A 22,793-nucleotide genomic window follows, 5' to 3' on the forward strand; every position below is an offset into this window, starting at 1 on the left:
CCGATCGGGGACGTTCCCCGGATTTCCACCCGATCGGCCGACAACTGGGGTCGGAGTTCCGCCCATGTGAGTGACGCAGGTCGTCACGGATCCCACCCGCTCGACCACGGAAAGCTTTCTCGCGACCAATTTCGCCGTTCCGCGTCATGGCTCCCGCACTCGGTCGTCGAACCCGCGTCAGGCCGGCATTTCCCGGCCTCGACCTGGGTGCCCAGCGAGCCGAAACGAGGAAAGCGATGACCGTACGAAGCCACCGGGCGGACAACGTCGTCGACGAGGTCGGGGTGTGGCTGACCGGGGAGTTCGGCGCACGGCTCCCGGTCACGGAGATCGACCGCGTCATCCACGTGACGCGGATCGACCTCGAGAGCTGCATCGCGCCGGAGGAGCTCGGGGAGATGCTCCACCGGCTGGGCCGCGCCCGGCTGCAGCGGCTGCTGCTGCTCGCGCCGCCGGCGAAGGTGCGGATCCCGCAAACGCGATGACCGCGGACTTGCCGGACACGTCGAGGGGCGTGTCCGGCAACCGCACTGGACGTCGCGGTCCTCGCCGGCCCGACCGGGTCCTGGACGACCCCGTCGAGCGACACGTTCTCGCTGATGACGATCTTCCCCATGGCCGGCCGCTCGGCGGCTTCGACGGCCGCGCCTCGCTCTACCGGATCGCCACCAACCGGTGCCTGAGCACGCTTCGCGCGGCGAGCGGGCGCCCGGCGTACTGGACACGACCGTCTCGTGCCCACCCGCGCCAACGGCCGGCCGGCGTTCGGGTCCTACCTGCGCGCCGCCACCGGCGTCCGGCACGCCACCGGCCCGTACGTCCTCACGCTCGCGGGCGACCGGATCAGCGCCACGACCCGCTTCGAGAACACCGTGCGGCCCGCGTTCGCTGTGACGAGGGAGAGCTAGGCCACCTGGACGACGACCGCCGTCGCGTTGTCCTGGCCGCCCGCCTCCTCCGCGACGGCCAGCAGCTGCCGGACCTGTTCGTCCGGCGGCGCGAGCCGCCCGAGGATCTCGCGGATCCGCTCGTAGGGCACCTGCTCGGCGACACCGTCGCTGCACAGCAGCAGGACGTCGCCCGGGCGCAGCGCGAGGCTAAGCACGTCCGGCTCCGGGTGCGCGGGGTGCCCGATGTAGCGCGTCAGCTGGTACCGCGCGGCCGACGCCTGGGGCGAGTCGAACGCGTACCAGCCGTTGACCGCACCGAGCCAGGCCATCGTGTGGTCGGTGGTGAGCAGCTCCAGCAGGCCGTCGCGCAGCCGGTAGGCCCGCGAGTCGCCGATCTGGACGAGCCAGTGCCCGCCGCCGGACTCGGTCACCTGCCGTTGCGCCGAAGCGACCGCTTCCCGCAACGAGTCCGCGGAATCACCTGCGCCCGCGACGAAGACGTCGACCGCGGTCCGTCCGGCCATTCGGCTGCCTTCGCCGTCACCCATTCCGTCGGCGACCACCGCGAGCAACGGATCCTCGGTCAGGTGCACGACATCGAAGTTGGCGGAGTAGCGGCGTCCGACGTCGCTGCCCGCGGCGGCGCGCGTGACATGTCCGGTCATGGCCGCATCATGCCAGGGCCGTTCGCGCACACCCGTTGCCCGCGCGGGCCGGGTTTCTTGACTGGACTAGACCAATCTGCTCTAGTGACTGGTGTCACGTTCTTCCCGGCCGGATGAGCACCCCCTCTTCGACACCCGGACGCCTCCCCACGTCCGGACCCTGTCGTGGCCGAAGGAGTGAGCGAGCCTTGAGAAGACGTCTTGTCGCGGTGATTTCCGCTTTTGCGGCCGCAGCCGCGCTCGTGCTCGGTGTCCCCGCGTTGTCCACCGCCGCCCCGCAGGCCGCCGCCGCGGCGTGCAGCGGGCCCAACTGGGTCGCCGGCCAGTGGTACGACGTCGGCGCGGTCGTCAAGTACACCAACGGCAGTTACTACCGCGCCAAGAACGCGAACCCGGGCTACGACCCGATCATCAGCACCTGGTACTGGGAGCCCTACAGCTGCGACGGCGGCGGTGGCGGCGGGACGACCTGCAACGCGCCCAACTGGGTCGCGGGCCAGTGGTACGACGTCGGCGCGGTCGTCAAGTACACCAACGGCGGCTACTACCGCGCCAAGAACGCGAACCCGGGCTACGACCCGATCATCAGCACCTGGTACTGGGAGCCCTACAGCTGCGACGGCGGCGGCACGAACCCCGGCAACCCGGGCTCGTTCGTCGTCAGCGAAGCGCAGTTCAACCAGATCTTCCCGGGCCGCAACGGTTTCTACTCCTACAGCGGCCTGACCGCGGCGCTGTCCGCCTACCCCGGCTTCGCGAACACGGGCAGTGACACGGTGAAGAAGCAGGAGGCGGCCGCGTTCCTGGCCAACGTCGACCACGAGACCGGCGGCCTCGTCTACATCGTCGAACAGAACACGGCCAACTACCCGCACTACTGCGACTACAGCCAGTCCTACGGCTGCCCGGCCGGCCAGGCGGCGTACTACGGCCGCGGCCCGATCCAGCTCAGCTGGAACTTCAACTACAAGGCCGCGGGTGACGCGCTCGGCATCGACCTGCTCGGCAACCCCTGGCAGGTCGAGCAGAACTCGGCCGTCGCGTGGAAGACCGGCCTCTGGTACTGGAACACCCAGACCGGCCCGGGCACGATGACGCCGCACAACGCGATCGTCAACGGCCGCGGCTTCGGCGAGACCATCCGCAGCATCAACGGCTCGATCGAGTGCAACGGCGGCAACCCGGCCCAGGTCGAGAGCCGCGTCTCCAAGTACCGCTCGATCAGCTCGGTCCTCGGCGTCGACCCCGGCGCCAACCTCTACTGCTGACCCCCGGTCGTGAGTGCGTAACAGTGCTAGAACACCGTTACGCACTCACGCCCCACACTGGGAGCCTCAGGCCGTCCGCCACAACGCGGGGACGTTCGGGGGCTCCCAGCCCGGCTGGGCCGTGTGCCCCTGTAAGCACACGTAATCCCGGCCGCTGTAGGTGACGCGGGCGCCGGCCGCGTAGGCGGTGCCCGCCGCCCAGGTGGTGCCGCCGGGCGGCGTCGACGTCGTGGACGTGGTCGGCGGCGTGCCGGTGGTGGTCGGCGTCTGTGGCACGTTCAGCACGAAGTCGAACGCGGCCTCCTTCGCGCTCCCGTTGTCCCGCACGGTCATCAGCAGCCGCGCGTCGAAGATCGTGTCGGTGTTGTTGCGCGGCTCGTTCGGGAAGTACAGCTGCGTGGTCAGGATCGGCCGGCCCGGCGCCTGGACCTTCACGTGGATGTGCCGGGTGCGGCCCGGGTAGAGGCCGGGCACGATCGTCGAAAGCGTGAACGCGCCTTGAGCGTTGGTGTACTGGTGGCCGCGGAAGGTGAAGCCGGTGTTGTCGTAGGCGCCGTTGACGTCCGCCTGCCAGAAGTCCAGCAGCGCGCGGTTCACCGGCAGGCACGCGAGCCCGAAGACGTAACCCGTCACGGTCAGCCGCGTGCCCTGGGTTCCCGGCGTGACGAGCGAGGTCCGCTCCGGCGAATTCGGCTTGAAGTACGGGCCTTCGGTCTGTTCAGGCGTCGGATCGTCGTCGTCGTGGCACGACGGCGTCAGCTCCGGCGCTTGGCCGCCCACGGCCGCGGTGCGGGCGAGCGCGGGGCCGCCGAGCAGCGCGACGGGCGCCGCGACACCGGCGGCCAACGCGGCCCGCAGCACCGTCTTGCGGCTCAGCTTGGTCTCTTCGTCCATGCTCTCGACGGTAGGAGCGCCCCGGGCCGCCGACGATGGACTGGCGCCGTCAGTCGTGGTGCTTCTCGCCGGTGCGGCGGAAGTCGCCGGGGCTCAGCCCGGTCTCCCGCCGGAAGAACCGGCAGAAGTACGCCGGATCGGCGAACCCGACGCGGCTCGCGACCTGCCGGACGGTCAGGTCCGTCCGGAGCAGGAACCGCTTGGCCTCCCGGACCCGCGCCTCCCGCACGAGCTGCGCGGCCGTGCGGCCGGTCGCGGCCTTGACCGCTTCCGTGAGGTACCCCGGGGTGACGCCGATGCGTTCGGCGTGCGCGTGCACCGACCACAGCCCGAGGTCGGCGCGTCCGGTGAGCCGGGCGAACTCCGCCGCCACCGCCCCGGCGCGCACGGGCGGCGCGTCCGGCGTCCCGGGAAGGCGTCCCACGCGCACCACCAGGACGTGCAGCAGCGCCCGCACCACCGAGTCCGCGCCGCGGCGGTGTTCCGCCTCCAGCTCGGTGACGAGCCGCGTGACGTCGGCGTCGGCGCGGTCGTCCAGCTCCAGCCACGGCCGTTCGCCCAGCCGGCGCAGGAGCTCGCGGTCGGCCGGGTAGTCGAGCAGGAAGTCGTCGGTGAAGAGCACGACGTGCCCGGACAGGCCCCGGACGCCGGCCCAGTGGTGCACCTGGCCGGCGGCGATGACGCCGAGGTGCGGCGGCCGCAGCGGCCAGCGGGCCAGGTCGACGACGTGCGTCCCGGTGCCGCCGGTGACGTGCACGAGCTCGTGGAAGGTGTGCCGGTGCGGGAACTCCGCGCGCGACAGCGGCCCGATCGTGTCGAACGTCCCGACGGCGAACGGCACCGCGTGCGGCGCCGGCAGCTCCAGCCGGTGCACCGGCAGCTCCCCCGCGCGCGGCGAGGGACACGGCGTCCCGGGCGGAACGGTCGTACCGCGCATGGTCTCGTCCCTTCGCCGGTCGGCGGAAAAGTCTAGACCACTGCGTGCACGGTTCGCCGCTTTCGCCCCGAAGGTCGCAATCCGTTCGTCGGGTGCGAAAACGGGGCCGGTCCACTGTGGACCGGCCCCGCTTCGTTCGGTTCAGCTCAGTTCAGCTCACGCACGGCTGCGGCGACGGCTCACCAGCAGCATCAGCGCGCCGCCACCGAGCAGCAGGCCGCCGACGGTGAACGGCACGGCCGCGTCGACACCGGTGTTGGCGAGCTCGCCGCCACCGCCCGGGGAACCGGCCGGGGTGGTCGGCGCGGGGCTCGTGGCCGGCGCGCCGGCCTCGGTCCAGCTGGCGGCCGCGTTCGCGGTCACCTCGGTCTTCTCCGAGTCGGCGACGATCAGCGACTGGGCCGGCTGCCGCGCGTAGTTCTCGGAGACGAACAGACGGCCCGTGTCCAGCTCACCGCTGGCCTTGAGCTCGAAGGCGCCCTTGCCCGGCTTGGTGCCGGCCGGGATGTCGACGTAGAGCTTGGTGCCGTCCTTGACGTCCGAAGCCTTCAGCTCCTTGCCGTCGGCGTCGGTGATCTTGACGCCGTCGGGCAGCTGGCTGGTCAGCGCGGTGATGTCACCGGAGGTCGCGACCGAGAACGGGCCGATCTTGCTGCCCGCGGTGCCTTCGGTCTTGTCCGCGGCGACGTTCAGCGTCGGCTTCGGCTGCGCGGCGAGACCCTTGTTCTGGTCACCGGTCAGGTAGCCGTACAGCGCGGCGACGTCGGCGTTGGCGTCGGCCGAGTTCTCCTCGGCCAGCGGCTTGGTGGCGTCGAGGTTCACGCCGTCGCTGAAGTGCCACACCGCGGCCTGCGTCGCGGCGATGGCCTCACGCTCGGAGACGCCGCCGTGGACGGTGACGCCCGCCTTGCCCAGCGCGCTGCCGAGCGCGTCGAGGCCGGTGCCCGGGTAGCCGTGGTGCAGGACCCAGTTGATCTTCGGGCTGTTCTCGTTGAACGGGCCCTTGGCGGGGTACTTGTTCCACGGGCGCTCGACCATGTCGACGTCGGTCCGCAGGCCGACGGTGATCTGCACGCAGTAGAGCTTGAGGGTGCTGCCGTCGGACAGCTTCATCGAGAACAGCTCGGCGATGTAGTCGCCGCCCTTCCCGAGGTTGAGCCGGTAACCGACGGTGCCACCGTTTCCGTCGACCCGGCCGTGAGCGGCACCGTCGTCGGCGAGGGCGGCCGGAGCGCCGACCATGACAGCGGCGGCCGCGGCGAGAGCCGCGATCCCGCCACGCACGAGTCCTGACCTGACCTGCATAAATCTCCTATCCAAGCCCGAATCACGAAGTCAATGACCGCGTGAGACCAGCCCCGATCACGACGGCCACCAATTCGGGTGACTGATCACCCGGTCAAGCGACACCGGAGCATACATGGACCTCACAGAGGCCACTTCCGGTGTCCCCGTTAACTCGAATGTGTTGTGCAGAAGGGCAAGAAGAAGCCAGAAAAGTGCAGATTGCTACCTCGAAACCGCGTTTTCCGGGGTGCGCATACCCGACAAACCGGACTCTTGATCGACCACTGTGGACGGTATGGCGCACGGGGGTCGCCGTGGGAGAATTCGGGGTGAAACTTTCGCACGACCCCGGGGGACCGCGCTCACGATGACGATCGACACGCCGTTCGACGACCTGGTGCTGGTCGGGACCGGACCGGTCGCCGAGGTCTACGCGGGTGTCGAGGGGGACACGGCATTCGCACTGAAGATCTTCCCCGGCCCGCTGGACCGCCCGACGCGGAGTGCGCTGGAGCGCGAACTGGCCCGGCTGCGGGGCACTTCCGTACTGCTCCCGGACATCGACGCGTTGCCGGATGGCCGCGCGGTGTTGCGGCTGCCGTTGTGTTCACAGTCCCTGGCGGACCTGGGCCCCCTGGACGCGGCGGACACAACGGCCCTGGGCGAGGCCTTGGCCACGGCTCTGGCAGCCATCCACACGGCGGGCGTAGTCCACGGCGGTCTCACCCCCGGGAACGTCCTCTTCCGCCCGGACGGCGAACCGGTGTTGACGGACGCCGGCCTGGCCCTGCGAACAGCGTTCGGCGGCGAGACATCGGCGCTGGGATTCCGCGCCCCGGAAACGGTCCGCGACGCGATCACCGACGAGCGCGCGGACCTGTACGGCCTGGGAGCGCTGCTGTACTACGCGGCAACGGGCCGGCCACCGTTCTCCGGCGACGGCTCGCCGGACCACGTACTACGGATCCTGCACGGCTTTCCGGCGCCGATCGGACGGCCGGACCTGCCGCCGGGGCTGGAGAACCTGGTGACGGGGTTGCTTTCGCCCGACCCGGCGAACCGGCCGATCGACGCCGCGTACGTCGCCGGGCGCTTGGCGGAGTTGGCGGCGGACCAGGCTTCGACGCCGGGAACCCCGGTGACGCAGAGGCCGAGCGGCACAGCGGCTCCGACCTTGGGCGGACCGCTTGCCGGGCCGGGCCGCTCGTTCGCCGGGGATCAGAACGGTTTCGGGCTCGGGCGCTCGGTCGCGGGCGAGCAGCCTGACTTCGGCCGCACGTCCTCCGGGTTCGGCGGGGAACCGGGCCAGACACCAGCCGAACCAACCGGCGACCGCGGCGCACTCACCGGTTCGTTCACTGGCAACCGCGGCGAATCTGCCCGCTCGGCCGCCGAATTCGGTCCAGAACCGGGCCGAGCGCCCGGCGGCGACCGTGGTGCACACACCGGATCGTTCACTGGCGACCGAGCCGACTCCACCCACTCGGCTACCGGATCCGGTCCGGAGCGAGGCCGAGCGCCCGGCGGCGACCGCGGCGCACTCACCCGCTCGTTCAACGGCGACCGGTTCGAATCCGACCGCTCAGCCGCCGGTTCCGGTCCGGAACCAGGGCGGGCGCCCGGCGGCGACCGTGGTGCACTCACTGGGGACCGTGGCGACTCCGCCCGGGCGTTCGGCAGGGACCGGGGTGAATCCGGGCGTTCGCTCGTCGCCGTCTCCGGGCCGGCCTCGCGGCCTCGGCGTAGTGGGCGGCTCGGGGTGCTGCTCGGCGTTCCCGCGTTGGTCGCGGTTGTCGTGGTGGTGGCCGTCGTCCTGCTGCGTGACGATCCGGCCCCGCTCACCCCGGCGCCGCCGGCGGCGCCCGCGGCCAGCTCTGCGGCCGCCAGCAGTGCGAGCGGTCCGGCGTTGGTGCTCGATCCCCCGGCCGACGGCGGCAGCTACGTCGACCTCGCCTGGCATGCGACGGGCACCCTGGAGTTCGCGGTCATCGTGGCGGCCGAAGGTGAACCGGCGAAAACCCGGTACGCCGACCGGAATCGCACGCTGCGGATCCCCGTCGATCCGGGGCGCAAGTACTGCTTCCTGGTTCAGGCCACCGACGGGACCCACACCGTGGAGAGCCAGCCCCAGCCCCTCCGCGGCGCCACCTGCGGCCGGTGAGCGTCAACCCCGCGTGAACAACGACCTCGGGTTCAGCGCACCCCGTACCCGGGCCACAAAACCACTGCCCCGCAGCCCGGCGCGTACCGCGCGAACCGCCGCCCAGGCTCGGGAGCCCTCGTCGCCCGCCGGGCTACCAGACCACAAAGCACTGTCCACAATGGAACTCAGCTCCGTGAGACCGCCCCCGGCGGCGGGGACCAACCCGGCGTAGTCCCGGAGCGTCATCCCCGGCCGCAGCGGGACCCGCAGGTCTCGCAAGCGGTCGCGGACCTCCTCGCACGCCCCCCGCACCGCCCCGGCTCCGGGCCGCGAACGGCGTCGCCAAGTCCGCAGTGTCTTCGCCAGCGGAACGCCCACCAGCCACAGCACCAGAAGCAGGCCCAGACCCACGAAGAAGACACCGAACGGGAACGTGAAAGAACCGGAGACCGGAGACGGGGAACTCACAGCCGTCGGCGGGGCCACCGGCGGGTCCTTCAGCTCCTGCGACGGCGGCAACGCGGCCCGCGCCCGGTCGGTCATGGCGGCCAAACCCGTAGCCGAAGAAGCCGAGCCGCTGGGGTCCAGGGGGACCCAGCCCACGCCCGTCACCGCCACCTCCGGCCACGCCAGGACGTCGCCGTTGCGCACCGTCGTCGCGCCCGGCGGGGGGCGGTAGCCGACGACCAGCCTGGCCGGGATGCCGAGGATGCGCGCCAGCGCGACGTACGCCGCCGCGAACTGTTCGCTTGTTCCTCTCTTCGTGACCAGCAGGAAATCCCGCAGCTGCGGCCAGCCGTGGCCGGCGGGCAGCGCGGTGCCCGTCGCGCGGCGGTAGCCGTCGCGGAAGAAACGCTCCAGAACCAGTGCGCTCTCGAACGTCGGACGCAGGCCGTGCACCGCCTGCGCGGCCAGCTCCGGGATGCCGTCCGGGACCGCGCCGACGTCGGCCAGCCCGCCCGGCGCGGCGCCGTCCAGCTGGGCCGCGGTGGAGACCTCGGGCGTCCACCAGCTCAGTGAGTACGTCGTGGGAGCGTCGGGAACCGGTGCCAGCAGCGACCCCTCGGCCGCCTCCACCAGCGGATCGGCGCCGGTCACGGCCGCGGGCAGCGGCTGCGAAGGCAGCCACGGGCCCTGCCCGGGCCGGACGCTGATCTCCGCGCTGTCCCGCCGCACCGGCACCGCGGGCGGCGGTGCCAGTTCGCGGCCCAGCCGGCGGTAGTCGTGGCCGGCCGTCCACTCGACGCCGTCGAAGGCGTCGAGCACCACCAGCGGCCACCGGTCCGGGCTCGCGCCGCGGACGTCGAACACCGGCTCGCCGGGCCGCGCGAGCCGGGCGGCGATCTCGTCGAGCGGGCTGCCCGTGCGGACGTCGACGCGCGGCACCTCCTGCTCCTGAAGCGAATACGCCGCCGCCGAAGGCAGGCTTCCGGCCAGCACCACCGCCACCAACGCCGTCACCGGGACCGCCACCGCGCCGGCCCGCGCGGTGACACACGCGGTCAGCACGCACGCGAAGTACGCGACCGCGGCGACCAACGCCGTCAGCCCGGTCGCCGCCGAAAACAGCTGGCTGAGCACCAGGACCACGGCGCTCGGCGCGAGCGCGGGCAGCGGACGGCGCAGGCGCGCCAGCAGTTCCAGCGCCGCGGTCCCGGCGAGCACCACCAGCAGCGGCACGAACACCAGCAGCGCGGGCTCGGGCCGGGCGGGCCACGTCGACTGCAGCACCAGCCGCCACGACCGCGTGACGCCGGTGCCGAGCGCACCGGGAATGTCCACAAAGGACATGGGGACCAGCACCGTCCCGACGACCGCGAGCAGGCCCGCCACGACCAGCAGCACCGGGCGCCAGGTCGCCGGCCCGGGCCGCAGTTCGCACAGCTGCGCGACGCCGAACAGCACGGCCGCCGTGACGAGCACCGGCAGCAGCAGCGGCGTCCAGCCGAACACCGGCCCGAACAGCAGGCCCGCGACGGCGACGGCCGCCACCACGGCCAACCGGGTCGTCACGCGACCTCGTTCCACCGCGCGACGGCTTCGCGAGCTTGCCCCGCGCGGAGCACCAGGACGCCGGAACCCGCGCGCGGCGGCGCGGGCGGGCCGAGTTCGAGGACGTACGCCACGCGGTACCGCGGCCGCAGTTCGGCCAGCGTCGACGGGTCCGCCGTCGCCGTGACGACCGCGAGGCAGCCGCCACCCGACCCGTGCAGCAGGCCGGCCGGCACCAACGCCGTGTCCACTTCGGACTGACGGAGTTCGCAGAGCTCGTCCAGCAGGGGCAGCACCGCGGCCATGCCGCCCGCGGACGGCCGATCCGTGCCTCCGGGCGTGACGAGCCGCGTGTGCCGGCCGGCCTGAGCGGCGGCCACCAGCAGCGACGCCGCGAGGTCGACGGCTTCCTCGAACAGCTCCGGCCCGAAGACGTCCCGGCGGGTGTCGAGCAGCAGGGTGAACCGCGGCTGCTCCGGGTCGGCGTAGTCGCGCACCATCAGCCGGCCGGTGCGCGCCGTGGCCTTCCAGTACAGGTGCCGCACCTCGTCGCCGGGCTGGTACTCGCGGATCTCCTGCAGGTCGGTCGAGCCGCGCAGGGAGTCGTCGGAGGTGACGCCTTCGTGGTGGTGACGCGGATTGCCCGCGGACGGCGCCTTGGCCGCGTACCGGCGGGGGTGCACCCACAACGTCGCGGTTTCGCCGGTCGCGACGCGGTTGCGCGCCAGCCCGAACGGGTCCGCCCGGTGCAGGCTCAGCGGGCCGACGGTCTGGCGCCCGCGCACCGACGTCGGCAGTTCGTAGTGCAGGGTCCGGCTGACGCCGGGGTGCAGCGGCGGGATCCGCACGGTCCGCCGGAACCGGCCGGCCCGGTCGGTGGCGTAGCACCCGCTCTGCCGCCGGCCGGGCGCCGTCGCGGTCAGCCGGGCCAGCGCGGGTTCACCCCGTTCGACGCGGTCCGGGTGCACCGCCCGCGTGACGTCGACCCGGACCCGGCGCGCGGTCAGCGCGATCGCCGCCGCGACCGCACCGAGGCCGGCCGCGCCGAGCGCCCGCAGCAGCGGGTACCCACCCCATTGGCCGCCGCCGAAGAGCAGCAGCGAGACGACGAGGAAGGCCACGCCACGCGGCGTGAGCCGCACGTTCACCGCGCGGCGACGGGCAGCGGCCCGGGTGCCGGGACGGCGTCGAGCACCTCGCGCACGATCTCGTCGGCGCCGCGCCGGCCCAGCTCGGCCTCGGCGGTGAGCACCAGCCGGTGCGCGAGCACCGGGATCGCGACGTCCTTGATGTCGTCCGGGGTGACGTAGGCGCGGCCGGCGGTGGCCGCCAGCCCCTGCCCGGCGCGGACCAGCGCGATGCTGCCGCGCGGGCTGGCGCCGAACCGCACGGACGGGTGACCGCGGGTGGCCGCCGCCAGGCGCGCCGCGTACTCGCACACCCCACGGTCCACGTGGGACGCCCGGACCTCGGCGATCGCCGCCGTCACGGTCGGCAGGTCGACGACCGCGGGCAGGTCGCGCGGGCTCACCCCGGCCGCCTCGCTCATGATCACCAGGACCTCCGAGGCGAGGTCGGGGTAGCCGACGGTCAGCCGCATCAGGAACCGGTCGAGCTGGGCCTCGGGCAGCCGGTAGGTGCCCTCCATCTCGATCGGGTTCTGCGTCGCCACCACGAGGAACGGGCGCGGCACGTCGTGCCCGACGGCGTCGACGGTGACCCGCTGCTCGCTCATCACCTCGAGCAGCGCCGACTGCGTCTTCGGCGTGCCGCGGTTGATCTCGTCGGCGACGACGACGTTCGCGAACACCCCGCCGGGGTGGAAGACGAAGTCCTCGTCCTTCTGCCGGTAGACGGTGACGCCGGTGATGTCGCCCGGCATCAGGTCCGGCGTGAACTGGATGCGGTGCCAGGTCCCGCCGACGCTGCGCGCGAGGCACTGCGCCAGCGTCGTCTTGCCGACGCCCGGGACGTCCTCCAGCAGCAGGTGCCCCTCGGCGAACAACGCGGCGACGGTCAGCCGGATCAGCTCCGGCTTGCCGCGCACGACCTGGCTGACGTTGTCGGCGATCGCGCGGTAGACCTCGGCGGCGCGAGCGCTCAAGACGCCCGCCAGACGAGGCGGTTGGAGCTGACCGAGCCGACCGTCACCCACACCGTGTAACCCACGGCGTAGTAGTAGAACGAGTTCACGGTCAAGGATCCGTTCTTGTCAGTGGTCTTGTCGATGCCGTCGTTGCTGTAGCCGTCGTTGGTCGCGTGCGGCATGAGGTGGTAGGTCGTGTTCGGTTCGAACCCGGTCAGCACCACGTGCATGTACGCGCAGTCCGGGATGTCCTCGGACTCGCCACAGTTTCGATCAGCACCTTGGGGACGGGTCCCCTGACTGACTTTGACGGTCGGTTTCGGCGCCGCCCGCGTGAAGGTCGTCGACGCCGCCGCGCCCCGCCCGGCGCTGTTCTGCGCCGCGACCTGGACGCGGTAGGTCGCGCCCGCCACCAGGCCCGGAATGGACGCGGAGCGGCCGGCCGTGTCGAGCGAGCCCGCGCCCGAGCCGTCCGTGCGGGCCCAGCTGACGTGGTAGGCCGTGACGGCGGCGCCGTTCGGAGCCGCGGCCGACCAGCGGACCGCCGCGGTCGACCCGCTGACCGAGGCGGACAGCCCGCCCGGCACGCCCGGCGGTGTCGCGGGCGCGGCGACCACCGGCGGCGAGGCAGGTGGTGCGGGCGGTGCCGGTGGTGTGGTTCGCGACGGCGGGGCCGCGGGGCGCGTCGAAGCCGGCTTCGGGGGCGCGGGCGGCCGCGGCGGATCCGGCCGGCCGGAGGACGGCGGCGGGGTCGGCGTGACCGGCGGCGGTGCGACCGGCGGCGGCTGTTTCGGCGGGTCCGCGACGACCGGGACGTCGGCGGCCGAGCCGTCCGGGTCGACGACCACGACGTGCTTGCCGGCGTCGCCGTCGATGTAGAGCCGCTGGTCCTCGCCCTTGCTGAGCCGCGGATCGCCCGGCTCGGCCGGGATCGGCGTGACGTCGCGGCCGCGGCCGTCGGCGCCGTAGGTGCGCAGCGTCCGGCCGTGCTTGTCGAGCAGCGCGACGGTGTCGCCGGTGGCGGCCGGGGTCGCGTAGTCGCCCGGCGGGACGTCGACGGTGATCGGCGGGACGCCCGGCCGGTCGCGGGTCAGCGCGGCCGTGTCGACCAGGTGCAACCGGTTGGCGGACGGGTCGAAGATCGCGACGCGGCCCTGCGCGTCCGAGCCCGCGACGCGCGCGCCGGGCGGGACGTCGACGCCGAGCGCGACGGCCGGTTCGAGACCGCCGGGACCGACCGCGCTGAACGTGCCGGCCGTGGTGTCGACGAAGACCGGTTTTTCCCCCACCAGGGTGAGGGCGCCGGCGTGCCCGGGCGGCGCCGCGGCGGGGCAGACGAGCTGATCGGCGGCCTTCGGCAGGTCGCAGACCGAGCCGGTGTCGACGCGGTTGACCCACACCGTGCCGTCCTTCGCGGCCACCGGATCGCCGAGCTTCCCGCCCGCGGGAACGACGGTCATGGTGTCACCGAGCCGCACGACGCTGCCGGCGTCGCGGAAGACGAGGTAGGGCCCGCCGTCGGTTTCGAGCAGCACCGGGTGTTCCCCGGTGACCGGGAGCGGGGTGCTGCCGGTCACCGCGAGGTCGGATTTGCCGAACTGCGTCGCCTGCGACGGCCCGACGACGTACCCGCTGGAATCCCCCTGCACCACGGAATCCCCCGGTGCGAGGCCGGGCACGGCGGCCTTCGCGTCGACGCTGCGCGAAGCGCCGTTGACGTGCAGCACGAGCCCGAGCCCGGGGTTGACCACCCAGTGCCCGGACGGCGAAAACGACAGGCCGGACGTCGGGCTCACGGCTCCCGTGAGCGCCAACGTGACCACCGCGACCCCGCCGATCGCGACCAGCGCCACGGGCAGTCTCGACCGCAAACCCCGGCCGGCCCCCCGCGGCGCGCCACCCTTCACGCCACTTCCCTGCACCCGCTCAGCGTAAGCCATCGGATACAGTCCGGGTCCATTCCGCGTACACCGAGGGGGCCGGATGGCGGCGAACCGGCCGGTCACGGCGGTGGCCGGGCTGCTGGCCGTGCCGGCGCTGACCGGCCTGCTGACCTTCGCGCTCGCCCGCGCCGCCGACGATCCGGTGCTGCCCGTGACCGCCGGGGCCGGCCCGCTGACGGTCGTCGGCTCGGTGACGCTCGAGCCGGCCACGCCCGTCGCCGGGCAGCCGGTCACCGCCCGCGTGCGCGTCGCGGGCGATCGCCCGGTCCGGCTGCGGACGCTCGTGGTGAAGATCCGCGACGACCGCGGCGCGTTCCACGACTTCCCGGCCCGCCCGGACTTCCCGCTGACGCCGTCGGCCGCCGATTTCGTGGTCACCACGGCGTTTCCGGCGCCCGGCCGCTACTTCGCCTACCTGGCCTACGACACCGGCGACGGCCCGCTGAGCCTGCCGCCGTGGGCGCCGTTCACGGTGCGCTGAGCGGCAGCACCAGCTCGAAGATCGCGCCGCCCTGCTCGGCGTTGTAGACGCGCAGCTCGCCGCCGTGGGCCTGCGCGACCCACCGCACGATCGACAGCCCGAGCCCGCTCGACGAGCCCTCGCCGGTGAACTGCTCGAACGCCGCTTCCGCGCGGGCCGCGTCGACGCCGGGGCCGTGGTCGGCGACGGTGACCCGGCCGCCCGCCACGGTGATGTGCACGACCGCCCGCGCGCCGGGCTCGTGGCCGTAGCGCAGGGCGTTGTCGAGCAGGTTCGCGATGGCCCGCTGCACGAGGACCGGGTCGGCGTCGATCTCGGTGGGGGCCGCGGTGAGCGTGACTTCGCCGCCCTCGGCCGGGGTTTCGCGGACGACGCCGGCGACGAGCTCGTCGAGCCGGACGCGCCGGACGGCGAGCTGGTCGGCGCCCGCCGACAACCGGGCCCGGACGAGCAGGCCGTCGATGATCTCGCCCATCCGCCCGGCCAGCCGCACGGTGCGCGGCAGCAGGTCGGCGCTGTGCGCGGGGTTGCGCAACGCCGTCTCGGCCAGCGCGCGCAGGGCCGCGACCGGCGTCCGCAGGTCGTGCGCGGTCTCGGCGATGAGGATTTCCTGCTGCGCCAGGGCTTTCGTGGCCGGCCGCAATGCCCGCCCGGCGATCAGGTACCCCGCGACCCCGGCGACGCCGACGAGCAGCACGCACCCGCCGATGAGCAGCAGCACGCGCTCGTCGTGCGCGTCGGCCGACTCCTGGGCGTCGAGGGTGGCCACGACCGCGCCGACGTACCGGCCGCCCGGCTCGAGGAACGGCTGCGCGCACACCCGGACCAGGCCGTCGCCGCCCTGGACCGTGCCGCTCAGCAGCGTCCCCGATTCGGTGGCCTGGCGCGCGAGCCCGGTCAGCGTCGCGTTGTCGACCGCGACGCAGGTGCGCGCCGACTGGTAGCCGGTGAACCGGACGTCGGCGCCGGGCAGCACGGCGAACTGCGGGCAGCCGGCGTTCATCGGGTCGCGCGCGACGTCGGCCGTGACGATCGCGCCGTCGTAGTGGATCAGCCGGGTAACGGTCGAGGTGACGCGCTGGAGCTGGGCGTCCAGGGCGAGGTCGCGGCTGCGGCCGTCGTCGCGGACCAGCAGCCAGCAGTAGAGGATGAGCCCGACCGCGTTGAGCCCGGTGAACAGCCAGACGAGCAGCCAGCGCAGGCGGCGCAGCCGGGCCGCGGACGTCGCGCTCACGCCGGTGCCCCGAGCCGGTAGCCGAGCCCGCGGACGGCGTGCACGAGATCCGGTTCGCCGAGCTTGCGGCGGATCCGGCGGATGACGACGTCGACGACGTTGGACATCGGGTCGGCTGCGGCGTCCCAGCAGTGTTCGACCAGGTCGGCGCGGGCGACGGCCCGGCCGGGCCGCGAGATCAGGAACTCCAGGACGGCGAACTCGCGGGCGCTCAACGCCAGCGGCGCGCCACCGCGGCGGGCTTCGTGGCGGGCGGTGTCGACCTCGAGGTCGGCCACCCGCAGCACCGGCGGCCGGGTGGCCGGACGGCGGCAGAGCGCGTGCACCCGGGCGGTCAGCTCGGCCACCGCGAACGGCTTGCCGAGGTAGTCGTCGGCGCCGCTCTCGAACCCGGCGACGCGGTCCGCGACCCCGGCGTGGCCGGTCAGGAACAGCACCGGGACCGTCCAGCCGGTTCGCCGTCGCTCGGCGATGTAGCCGAGCGAATCGCCGTCGGGCAGCTTGCGGTCGAAAACCACGCAGTCGTAGGCGTGGCGCGCGAACGCCGTGTCGGCGCTCGCGACGTCGCCGGCCTCGTCGACGTCGAACCCGGCCGCCCGCAGCTCGACCGCGACGGCCGTGCGCAGGTCCTCGTCGTCCTCCACCACCAGCACCCGGCTCACCGGCCGATCATGTCATCGAAACCTCATGCGGGCCGCGGCACGGTGGTGGCACAACGGGCCGGACGGCCCGGACCGCGAGGGGGAAAAGGTGCTCTTCCAGGTGCTGGGGCCGGTGACGGCGCGTGGCCGCGACGGCGCGGCGCTCGAGCTCGGGCCGGGCAAGCCGGTCACCGTGCTGGCGACGCTGCTGCGGCACGCGGGCGCCTGGGTGAGCGTCGACGAGCTGGTGGACGCGACCTGGGCGGACCGCCGCCCGCCCGCGTCGGCCGAGGCCAACCTCAAGACCTACATCTGGCGCCTGCGGCGGGTCCTGCCGGCGCCGGGCGACGGCGGGCGCATCGAGCACCGGCCCGGTGCCTACCGGATCCGCGTCGAGCCCGGGGAGCTCGACGCGGACCTGGCCGCCGACCTGGCCGCGCGGGCGGGAGCCGCGCTGGCCGAGGGGGAGCACGAGACCGCCGCCGCGCTGGCGGGACGGGGGCTCGCGCTGTGGCGCGGGCGGCCGTTCGAGGGGGTGGCCGGGAAGCCGCCGGCCGCGGCGGCGGTCCGGCTCGGCGAGCTGCGCTGGGAGCTGCGGGAGCTGCTGGCCCGCGCCCGGCAGGCGGCCGGGCGCGCGGGTGAAGCCGTTGTGCTGCTTCGGGAACTGGTCACCGAGGACCCGCTGCGCGAAGGCGCGTGGACGCTCCTGGTCGACGCGCTCACCGCCGCCGGCCGCCGGGGCGAGGCGCTCTCGGCGTACTGCGACGCGCGGCGGGTGCTCGCCGCGGAACTCGGCGTCGAGCCCGGCGCTGGACTGGCCGCGGCCTACCGGCGGGCGCTGTCCGGGCCCGCTCCGGCGCGTCGCGAACTCCCCCGGGACGTCCCCGGCTTCACCGGCCGCGACGCCGAACTCGCGCTGCTGCGGGACGCGCCCGAGCCGGTCGTGCTGCTCGAAGGGATGCCGGGCGTGGGGAAGTCCGCGCTGGCCGTGCGGCTCGCGCACGAGCTGGCCGAGCGGTTCCCGGACGGCCAGTTCCACGTCGAGCTGGGTGCCGGCGGCGATCCCGGCGCGGTGCTCGCCCGGCTGCTGCGCGCGATCGGCGTCGACGCCCTTCCCGCCGACCTCGGTGAACGCGCGGCGCTCTGGCGGTCCGAGATCGCCGGCCGCCGGATCCTGCTGGTCCTCGACGACGCCGTCAGCGCGCGCCAGATCGCGCCGCTGCTGCCGGGCGCGGGCCCGGCCCGGACGCTGATCACGACCCGCGACGGCGGCTGGCACGTCCCCGGCGCGCGTCGGCTGACCCTGGCACCGCTCGACGACGAAGCCGCCACTGCGCTGGTCCGCGCGTGTGCGGGCGACGCCCGGCCGCTGGGCGAACTGCTCGCTTTCTGCGGCGGGCTACCGGATCTGCTGCGCGCGGCCGGCGACCGGCTCGCCGCGCGGCCGCACTGGCGGATCGCCGACGTCGTCGCGTGGCTCGCGGCGGAGGTCGCCCCGGCCCGGCTCGACGCGTCCCTGCAGCGGCTCGCCCCGGCCGAGCGGACGGCGTTCCGCGCGTTCGCCGGGCTGCCGCGCGAGGTCGGCGTCCCGCTGGTCGCGCGGCGGCTGCGGGTGGGCCAGGCCGAGGCACGGCGGCTGCTGGAACGGCTGGTCGACGTCCACCTGCTCACCGCGCCCGGCCCCGGGCGGTACCGGGCGCGGGTTTCCCGGCCGGGTGACCAAGGGGTGCACGTGGCATGACCCGGCTAGGCTCGGTGCCCGTGCGGGTACTGGTCACCGAGGACGACGAGGACATCCGCCTCGCCGTCGAGCTGGCGTTGCGCGACGCCGGGTTCGCCGTCGACACGGCGCCCGACCTGGCGACCGCGGACGAAGCATTGTTCGTCAATTCCTACGACTGCGCGGTGTTCGACCGGAAACTGCCGGACGGTGATTCCCTCGGCTTTGTCCGTGGCCACCGGAATTCCGGCTGGACGGTTCCCGTGCTGTTCTTGACCGGGCACGACAGCGTCGCCGACCGCGTCGCCGGGCTGGCCGAAGGCGACGATTACCTCGGCAAGCCGTTCGCCGTCGCCGAGCTGATCGCGCGGGTGCGGAACCTGTGCCGCCGCGCCGTCGCGTCGGGGCCCGAAGTCCTGCGCCACGGCGACCTTTCCCTGGACGTCTACCGGCACGAAGTCCATCGTTCCGGCGTGCTCGTTTCCTTGACGGCCAAGGAGTTCGCCGTGGTGCGGCGGTTGCTGGAGGCGGCCGGGAGCACGGTCACGCGGCGCGAACTGGAGGCGGCGGCGTGGGACGAACTGGTCGCGCCGACGTCCAACGTGCTCGACGTCGTGATCGCGCAGCTGCGGCGCAAACTCGGGCCGCCGCCGATCGTGCGGACCGTGCGGGGAACAGGTTTCGCGCTTTCCTGATGTATTGGCGCTGTATCGCGGTTGGACGGCGATCGCGCACCATTCCCGGGTAGGACTTTCTTCGATTCCCGGGAGCACTGTGATGAGCAAACCGAACCGGATCGGCCGGGCGGCGGTCTACGGCGTCGCGGGCCTGGCGACGGCCGCGATCGGCGCCACCGCGGCGAACGCCATGGCCGCCGAGAGCGACACCGTGGCGGCTCCGCAGGCCGCGGCGGCCCAGGCCCCGATGACGCAGGCACCGGCAGCTCCGGCTGTTTCGCCGCACGCGTCTCCGGCCGTGAAGACACCGGCGGTGAAGGCCCCGGCTGCGCACCCGGCACCGGTCGTCAAGGCGCCTGAGGTGAAGGCGCCGACCGTCAAGGCTCCTGAGGTGAAGGCGCCCGCGGTCAAGGCACCCAAAACCAAGCCCGTCTCGAAGCCCGCCTCGAAGCCTGTCGTGAAGCCTGTTGTGAAGCAGGCCGCTTCGACGCACAAGGCCGCGCCGAAGGTGCACGTCGCCGCCCCGGCCGCGCACCAGGTCACCGGCGTGCGGCACCACGCGGTGAAGCCCGCGACGCGGCACGCCGCTCAGCACGCGAAGGCGGCGCCGCAGAAGAAGTTCGTCGTGCGGGCCGCGACCCGGCCGGGCGTCGCCCAGGCCGAGCAGCGCGTCAAGGACCTGCAGGCCGAGCTGACGCGGGCGCGGGCCGATCTCGCGACCCTGAAGGCGGGGCAGCAGCGGGACATCGGGCCGTGCAAGACCGTCCGGAAGGTGTCGGCCGACGGGCACAGCGCGTCGACGGCTTCGGTGTGCGGCAACGGCACCGTGAAGGTGGGCTGACGTGGGCGCCACCGTCGCCGAGCGGCCGCGGCTGTCGCTGCAGTCCGCCCTGGTCCGCACCGGCCTGCTGCGGCGGCCGGTCGCGCCGCGCTACATCGTCGTGCCCGCGCAGGTCTGGCTGGGCCAGCGGGCGGCCACGCCGGAGGACGACGAACACGCGTCCGACGCGGTGCCCGCGGAGGAGTACTACTACCAGCACCCGGTGCGGACGCCAATGGGCCAGGCCGCGGCGAGCACGGCCGGCGGCGTGCTGGCCGCGATCGCCGCCGGCGTCCTGCCGGGGATGCTGATCGGCGCGCCGGGCGGGATCGTCGCCGGCGTCGCGGCCGGGCTGTTCGGCGGGCTGATGGGCCGCGAACTGGCCGGCGAGCTGTACGAACGCCGTCACGAAGCCTGACGGGGCGGGTGCCGATCGGCACCCGCCCCGGTGGTTCCTCAGCCCGCGACAGCGGAGACGAAGTCCTTGAAGACGTCGCTGGTGAGCACGCCGTCCTCGATGGCCTGCGGATCGACCTCCATGTCGAGGCCCAGCGACCCGCCGACCAGCGGCGAGAAGCCGGCCTTGACGTGCACGCGGTACTTCCCGTCCTCGCCCTTGCCCAGCGTGGCCTCGGCGGTGACGCCCGGGCCGATCATCAGCTCGGGCTGCGCGGACACGGTGACCGGGCCGGGGCCGCTCGACACCTCGGGCAGTTTGACGTCGAGCCCGGCCTTGGCTTCGGCTTTGGCACCGACGCCGTCCTTGCCGGCCTCGACGCCGCCTTCCGCCTTGGCCGTCAGCGCGTATTCGCCGTTCTGGATCCCGCCGTCGAGGGCGGACCAGGTGCCGTGGTCGAAGTCGTAGTGCGCCTCGGCGTGGACGATCCCGCCCTTCTTGTCCGGGCCCGTCACCTCGGCCCCGCTGTCGGTCCCCTGCGACCGGACCTTGACGCCGAGCTGGTCGAGCCGGTCCATCGCGTCCTGCACGTAACGGCGGAGAATGCCCTGGGTGCGCAGGCAATCCCCTTGTGTGCAGGCGGGCGTGATCGGGATCGGGTCCTCGGGGTACGGATCACCGGCGTTCGGCTGCGGCCACGGGTCGTCGCCGTCGTCGGCCTTGTGGCGGTAGCCGGCGGGGATGGCGTCCTGCTTGTGGACCTGCCGGTAGTCGGGCTTCTTCTGCTGCTTTTCCTGCTTTTCCTGCTTTTCCTGCTTGTCTTTCTTCTGCTGGTTGTCGCGGTCCTTGTTGTCGTCCTGGTTCTTCTTGTTGTTGTCGTCCTGCTGCTTGCGCGGCTTGTCCTCTTGCCCGGAGTCCTCACGCGGCTTCGGCTTCTCCTGCTTCGGCGCGGGCTTATCCTGCTTCGGCTTCGGCTTCGGCTGCTGCTTGGGCGTCTGCTGCTTGGGCGCGGGATCCTTCTTCTGCGCCGGCGGCGGGTTCACCGGCTGGTTCTTGGTCTCGGCGTCGAGCTTCCGCAGCGGGCCGTCGTCGCGCAGCGCCCCGCCGGGACCGCTCGGAATCAGCTTCCCGCCCACACCCCCGCCCGGAATCGTGCACGCGCACGGGTTCGGCGTCGGCTTCGCCTCGGCCGCGCCCGCGCTGAGCAGCCCGAACCCGAGGGCGACGAAGCCGCCGGAAGCCGTGTGGAGCAGCGCCCGGCGTGCGCTCATCGGTGCACCACCGTCGAGGACGACCACGACGACGGCCCACTGTCCGAAGTGGACGTCGACGACGTGGACGTCACGGACTTGTGCTCGTGGGCGGCGATCTTCTTCGCGATGGCGGGCGAGAACCCGGCCTGCTCCAGCAGCTTCTGGTCGGAATCGCGCGTCGGCTTAGCGGGCGGCTTACGGTGCTGCGTGTGGTGCTTGACGTCCGCGAGGTGGGCCTCGGCCTTGGAGAGGTGGTCCTTCGCCTGGTGCAGCGCCTGATCGGCGGCGTCGACGGCCTTCTTCGCCGCCCCGACCTCGGCGGTCGCCTGGTCGAGCGCGGACGGCGTGGCCGGCTTCGGCGGCGGCACGGGCTTTGGCAGCGCCACGGGCTTGGCGACGAGGTGCGGCAGCGAGATGTGGTTGGCCTGCCCGGGCTGCACGGTCTGGTGTTTCACGACCGGCCGCTTCTTGTGGGACACCGGCTTGGCCGTGGCGTGCTTGGCCGGAGCGTGCTTCGCGGGCTGGGCGACCTTCTGCGCGACCTTCACAGCCGGCGCCGCGAGGGGCGCGACCTTGACGGGCGCGACGGCGGCCGGCGCGACGGCGGGCCGTCCGGTGGCCGCGGCGACCGGCGTCACGTCATCGGAGGCGAAGGCCCCGGCGGCGGTGGCCCCGACCGCGGCGGTGGCGAGCCCGGCGACGCCGTACACGGCCGCGCGGCCCACCTTGCTGGATGTTGTCATGCTGCTCTCCCCGTACGGATGACCTCGCGGAATGCGGGTTTCCGTGCAGCGTGGGCGGGGAGGGTCCAGGGCGGGTACAGCCGGCGTACATCGGGTTTCAGGCGCGCCGGAGCCCGTCGACGAGCACGCCGACCATGCGCTGGTTGTACTCGATGTCCTCGCCGCGCACGGGCTGGCACAACAGCGCGATGGCGTGCATCAGGTCCTTCGCGCTGACATCGGCGCGGATCCCGCCGGTCGCGACCGCGGCGTCGAGCAGGGCCGCGAGCACGGGTTCGAGCCGTTCCATGAAGTACCCGGGCAGGCCGTCGAAGGCCGGGTCCCCGGAGTGCAGGGCCGTCGCGAGGCCGCGTTTGGTCCCGACGAACGCCGTGTACCGGCGAAGCCACTCCACGAGCGCCACCCGCGGTTCGTGCTCGGCACTGAGCGCCGGCCCGGCGACGGCGCAGGTGTCGATCCCCCGGTGCAGCACGGCCACGACCAGGTCAGCGCGCTGCGGGAAGTGCCGGTAGAGCGTCCCGACGCCGACCCCGGCCAGATCGGTGATCTCCTTCGCGGGAGCGTCCACACCCGAGGTGGCGAAGACGTTTTTGGCGGCTTCGAGCAGGGCGTCGACGTTGCGCTGGGCGTCGGCGCGCAGCTTGCGCGGTTGCATAAACGGAAAGCCTTTCCGTATAGTAGCGGAAGAGCTTTCCGCTTACGTTTTTCGAGACTACCCCCAG

General features: G+C 73.3%; 22 protein-coding genes. 9 read left to right on the top strand and 13 right to left on the bottom strand.

What is annotated here, in order from left to right; translation table 11 throughout:
• Positions 1-236: 236 nt before the first annotated feature.
• Complete coding sequence (locus MUY22_RS05635) at positions 237-485, top strand: hypothetical protein (protein ID WP_247057786.1); 249 nt, start codon at positions 237-239, stop codon at positions 483-485.
• Between the two features lie 249 nt (positions 486-734).
• Positions 735-908 (top strand): hypothetical protein, encoded by a 174-nt coding sequence (locus tag MUY22_RS05640; protein WP_247057788.1) that lies wholly within the window; start codon positions 735-737, stop codon positions 906-908.
• On the opposite strand, the gene MUY22_RS05645 is transcribed toward MUY22_RS05640, so the two are convergent.
• Positions 905-1,555 (bottom strand): PP2C family serine/threonine-protein phosphatase, encoded by a 651-nt coding sequence (locus tag MUY22_RS05645; protein ID WP_247057790.1) that lies wholly within the window; start codon positions 1,553-1,555, stop codon positions 905-907. The two genes, MUY22_RS05640 and MUY22_RS05645, sit on opposite strands and share 4 nt — an antisense overlap.
• A gap of 242 nt (positions 1,556-1,797) precedes the next feature.
• Here MUY22_RS05645 and MUY22_RS05650 point away from each other — a divergent pair, with 242 nt between their 5' ends.
• Entirely contained in the window at positions 1,798-2,823 is a 1,026-nt protein-coding gene (locus MUY22_RS05650; protein ID WP_247063667.1) for a chitinase, read from the top strand.
• A 66-nt stretch (positions 2,824-2,889) separates the two neighbouring features.
• Here the strand turns inward: MUY22_RS05650 and MUY22_RS05655 are convergent, their stop codons facing one another.
• The 3 genes from MUY22_RS05655 to MUY22_RS05665 form a co-directional block, all read right to left on the bottom strand.
• The gene (locus tag MUY22_RS05655) at positions 2,890-3,717 is read right to left on the bottom strand and encodes a carbohydrate-binding protein (RefSeq protein WP_247057792.1); all 828 of its coding nucleotides are present in this window, start codon (positions 3,715-3,717) and stop codon (positions 2,890-2,892) included.
• Between the two features lie 49 nt (positions 3,718-3,766).
• Positions 3,767-4,654 (bottom strand): AraC family transcriptional regulator, encoded by an 888-nt coding sequence (locus MUY22_RS05660; protein ID WP_247057794.1) that lies wholly within the window; start codon positions 4,652-4,654, stop codon positions 3,767-3,769.
• Between the two features lie 156 nt (positions 4,655-4,810).
• Positions 4,811-5,959 carry a thioester domain-containing protein gene (locus MUY22_RS05665; protein WP_371827584.1) on the bottom strand — a complete coding sequence of 383 codons (1,149 nt, stop codon included), beginning with the start codon at positions 5,957-5,959 and terminating at the stop codon, positions 4,811-4,813.
• 379 nt (positions 5,960-6,338) lie between these two features.
• On the opposite strand from MUY22_RS05665, the gene MUY22_RS05670 reads away from it, so the two are divergent.
• The gene (locus MUY22_RS05670) at positions 6,339-8,102 is read left to right on the top strand and encodes a serine/threonine protein kinase (RefSeq protein WP_247057798.1); all 1,764 of its coding nucleotides are present in this window, start codon (positions 6,339-6,341) and stop codon (positions 8,100-8,102) included.
• Positions 8,103-8,105: 3 nt separating this feature from the next.
• Here the strand turns inward: MUY22_RS05670 and MUY22_RS05675 are convergent, their stop codons facing one another.
• Genes MUY22_RS05675 through MUY22_RS49600 form a run of 4 tightly spaced genes read right to left on the bottom strand, consistent with a single transcriptional unit; the run spans position 8,106 to position 14,015 of the window.
• On the bottom strand, positions 8,106-10,097 hold the full coding sequence (locus MUY22_RS05675) for a DUF3488 and transglutaminase-like domain-containing protein (protein ID WP_247057800.1): 1,992 nt from the start codon (positions 10,095-10,097) through the stop codon (positions 8,106-8,108).
• A complete protein-coding gene (locus MUY22_RS05680; RefSeq protein WP_247057802.1) occupies positions 10,094-11,197 on the bottom strand; it encodes a DUF58 domain-containing protein in 1,104 nt (367 codons plus the stop codon). The genes MUY22_RS05675 and MUY22_RS05680 overlap by 4 nt, the downstream gene beginning before the upstream one ends.
• A gap of 23 nt (positions 11,198-11,220) precedes the next feature.
• Positions 11,221-12,180: a MoxR family ATPase gene (locus MUY22_RS05685; protein WP_247057804.1), complete on the bottom strand. Its 960-nt coding sequence runs from the start codon at positions 12,178-12,180 to the stop codon at positions 11,221-11,223.
• A complete protein-coding gene (locus MUY22_RS49600) occupies positions 12,177-14,015 on the bottom strand; it encodes a fibronectin type III domain-containing protein (protein WP_305879355.1) in 1,839 nt (612 codons plus the stop codon). The genes MUY22_RS05685 and MUY22_RS49600 overlap by 4 nt, the downstream gene beginning before the upstream one ends.
• A 130-nt stretch (positions 14,016-14,145) precedes the next feature.
• Between MUY22_RS49600 and MUY22_RS05700 the strand changes: the two genes are divergently transcribed.
• A complete protein-coding gene (locus MUY22_RS05700; RefSeq protein WP_247057807.1) occupies positions 14,146-14,586 on the top strand; it encodes a hypothetical protein in 441 nt (146 codons plus the stop codon).
• On the opposite strand, the gene MUY22_RS05705 is transcribed toward MUY22_RS05700, so the two are convergent.
• Positions 14,573-15,820 (bottom strand): sensor histidine kinase KdpD, encoded by a 1,248-nt coding sequence (locus tag MUY22_RS05705; RefSeq protein WP_247057808.1) that lies wholly within the window; start codon positions 15,818-15,820, stop codon positions 14,573-14,575. The two genes, MUY22_RS05700 and MUY22_RS05705, sit on opposite strands and share 14 nt — an antisense overlap.
• On the bottom strand, positions 15,817-16,482 hold the full coding sequence (locus MUY22_RS05710; RefSeq protein WP_247057810.1) for a response regulator transcription factor: 666 nt from the start codon (positions 16,480-16,482) through the stop codon (positions 15,817-15,819). Before MUY22_RS05710 ends, MUY22_RS05705 begins: the two co-directional genes overlap by 4 nt.
• 25 nt (positions 16,483-16,507) lie before the next feature.
• Between MUY22_RS05710 and MUY22_RS05715 the strand changes: the two genes are divergently transcribed.
• The 4 genes from MUY22_RS05715 to MUY22_RS05730 all read left to right on the top strand — a co-directional run bounded on the left by MUY22_RS05715 (position 16,508) and on the right by MUY22_RS05730 (position 20,096).
• Positions 16,508-18,202 (top strand): BTAD domain-containing putative transcriptional regulator, encoded by a 1,695-nt coding sequence (locus tag MUY22_RS05715; RefSeq protein WP_247057812.1) that lies wholly within the window; start codon positions 16,508-16,510, stop codon positions 18,200-18,202.
• Positions 18,199-18,876 (top strand): winged helix-turn-helix domain-containing protein, encoded by a 678-nt coding sequence (locus MUY22_RS05720; protein ID WP_247057814.1) that lies wholly within the window; start codon positions 18,199-18,201, stop codon positions 18,874-18,876. Before MUY22_RS05715 ends, MUY22_RS05720 begins: the two co-directional genes overlap by 4 nt.
• 82 nt (positions 18,877-18,958) lie before the next feature.
• A complete protein-coding gene (locus MUY22_RS05725) occupies positions 18,959-19,699 on the top strand; it encodes a hypothetical protein (RefSeq protein ID WP_247057816.1) in 741 nt (246 codons plus the stop codon).
• Between the two features lies 1 nt (position 19,700).
• Positions 19,701-20,096, top strand: a complete 396-nt coding sequence (locus MUY22_RS05730) for a hypothetical protein (protein WP_247057818.1) — start codon at positions 19,701-19,703, stop codon at positions 20,094-20,096.
• Positions 20,097-20,134: 38 nt separating this feature from the next.
• Here MUY22_RS05730 and MUY22_RS05735 read toward each other — a convergent pair whose 3' ends face one another.
• The 3 genes from MUY22_RS05735 to MUY22_RS05745 form a co-directional block, all read right to left on the bottom strand.
• Complete coding sequence (locus MUY22_RS05735; protein ID WP_247057820.1) at positions 20,135-21,346, bottom strand: hypothetical protein; 1,212 nt, start codon at positions 21,344-21,346, stop codon at positions 20,135-20,137.
• Complete coding sequence (locus MUY22_RS05740; protein ID WP_247057822.1) at positions 21,343-22,071, bottom strand: hypothetical protein; 729 nt, start codon at positions 22,069-22,071, stop codon at positions 21,343-21,345. The genes MUY22_RS05735 and MUY22_RS05740 overlap by 4 nt, the downstream gene beginning before the upstream one ends.
• A 97-nt stretch (positions 22,072-22,168) precedes the next feature.
• A complete protein-coding gene (locus MUY22_RS05745) occupies positions 22,169-22,726 on the bottom strand; it encodes a TetR/AcrR family transcriptional regulator (protein ID WP_247057824.1) in 558 nt (185 codons plus the stop codon).
• Positions 22,727-22,793: the final 67 nt, after the last annotated feature.

Source organism: Amycolatopsis sp. WQ 127309 (assembly GCF_023023025.1).
Lineage (GTDB): Bacteria > Actinomycetota > Actinomycetes > Mycobacteriales > Pseudonocardiaceae > Amycolatopsis.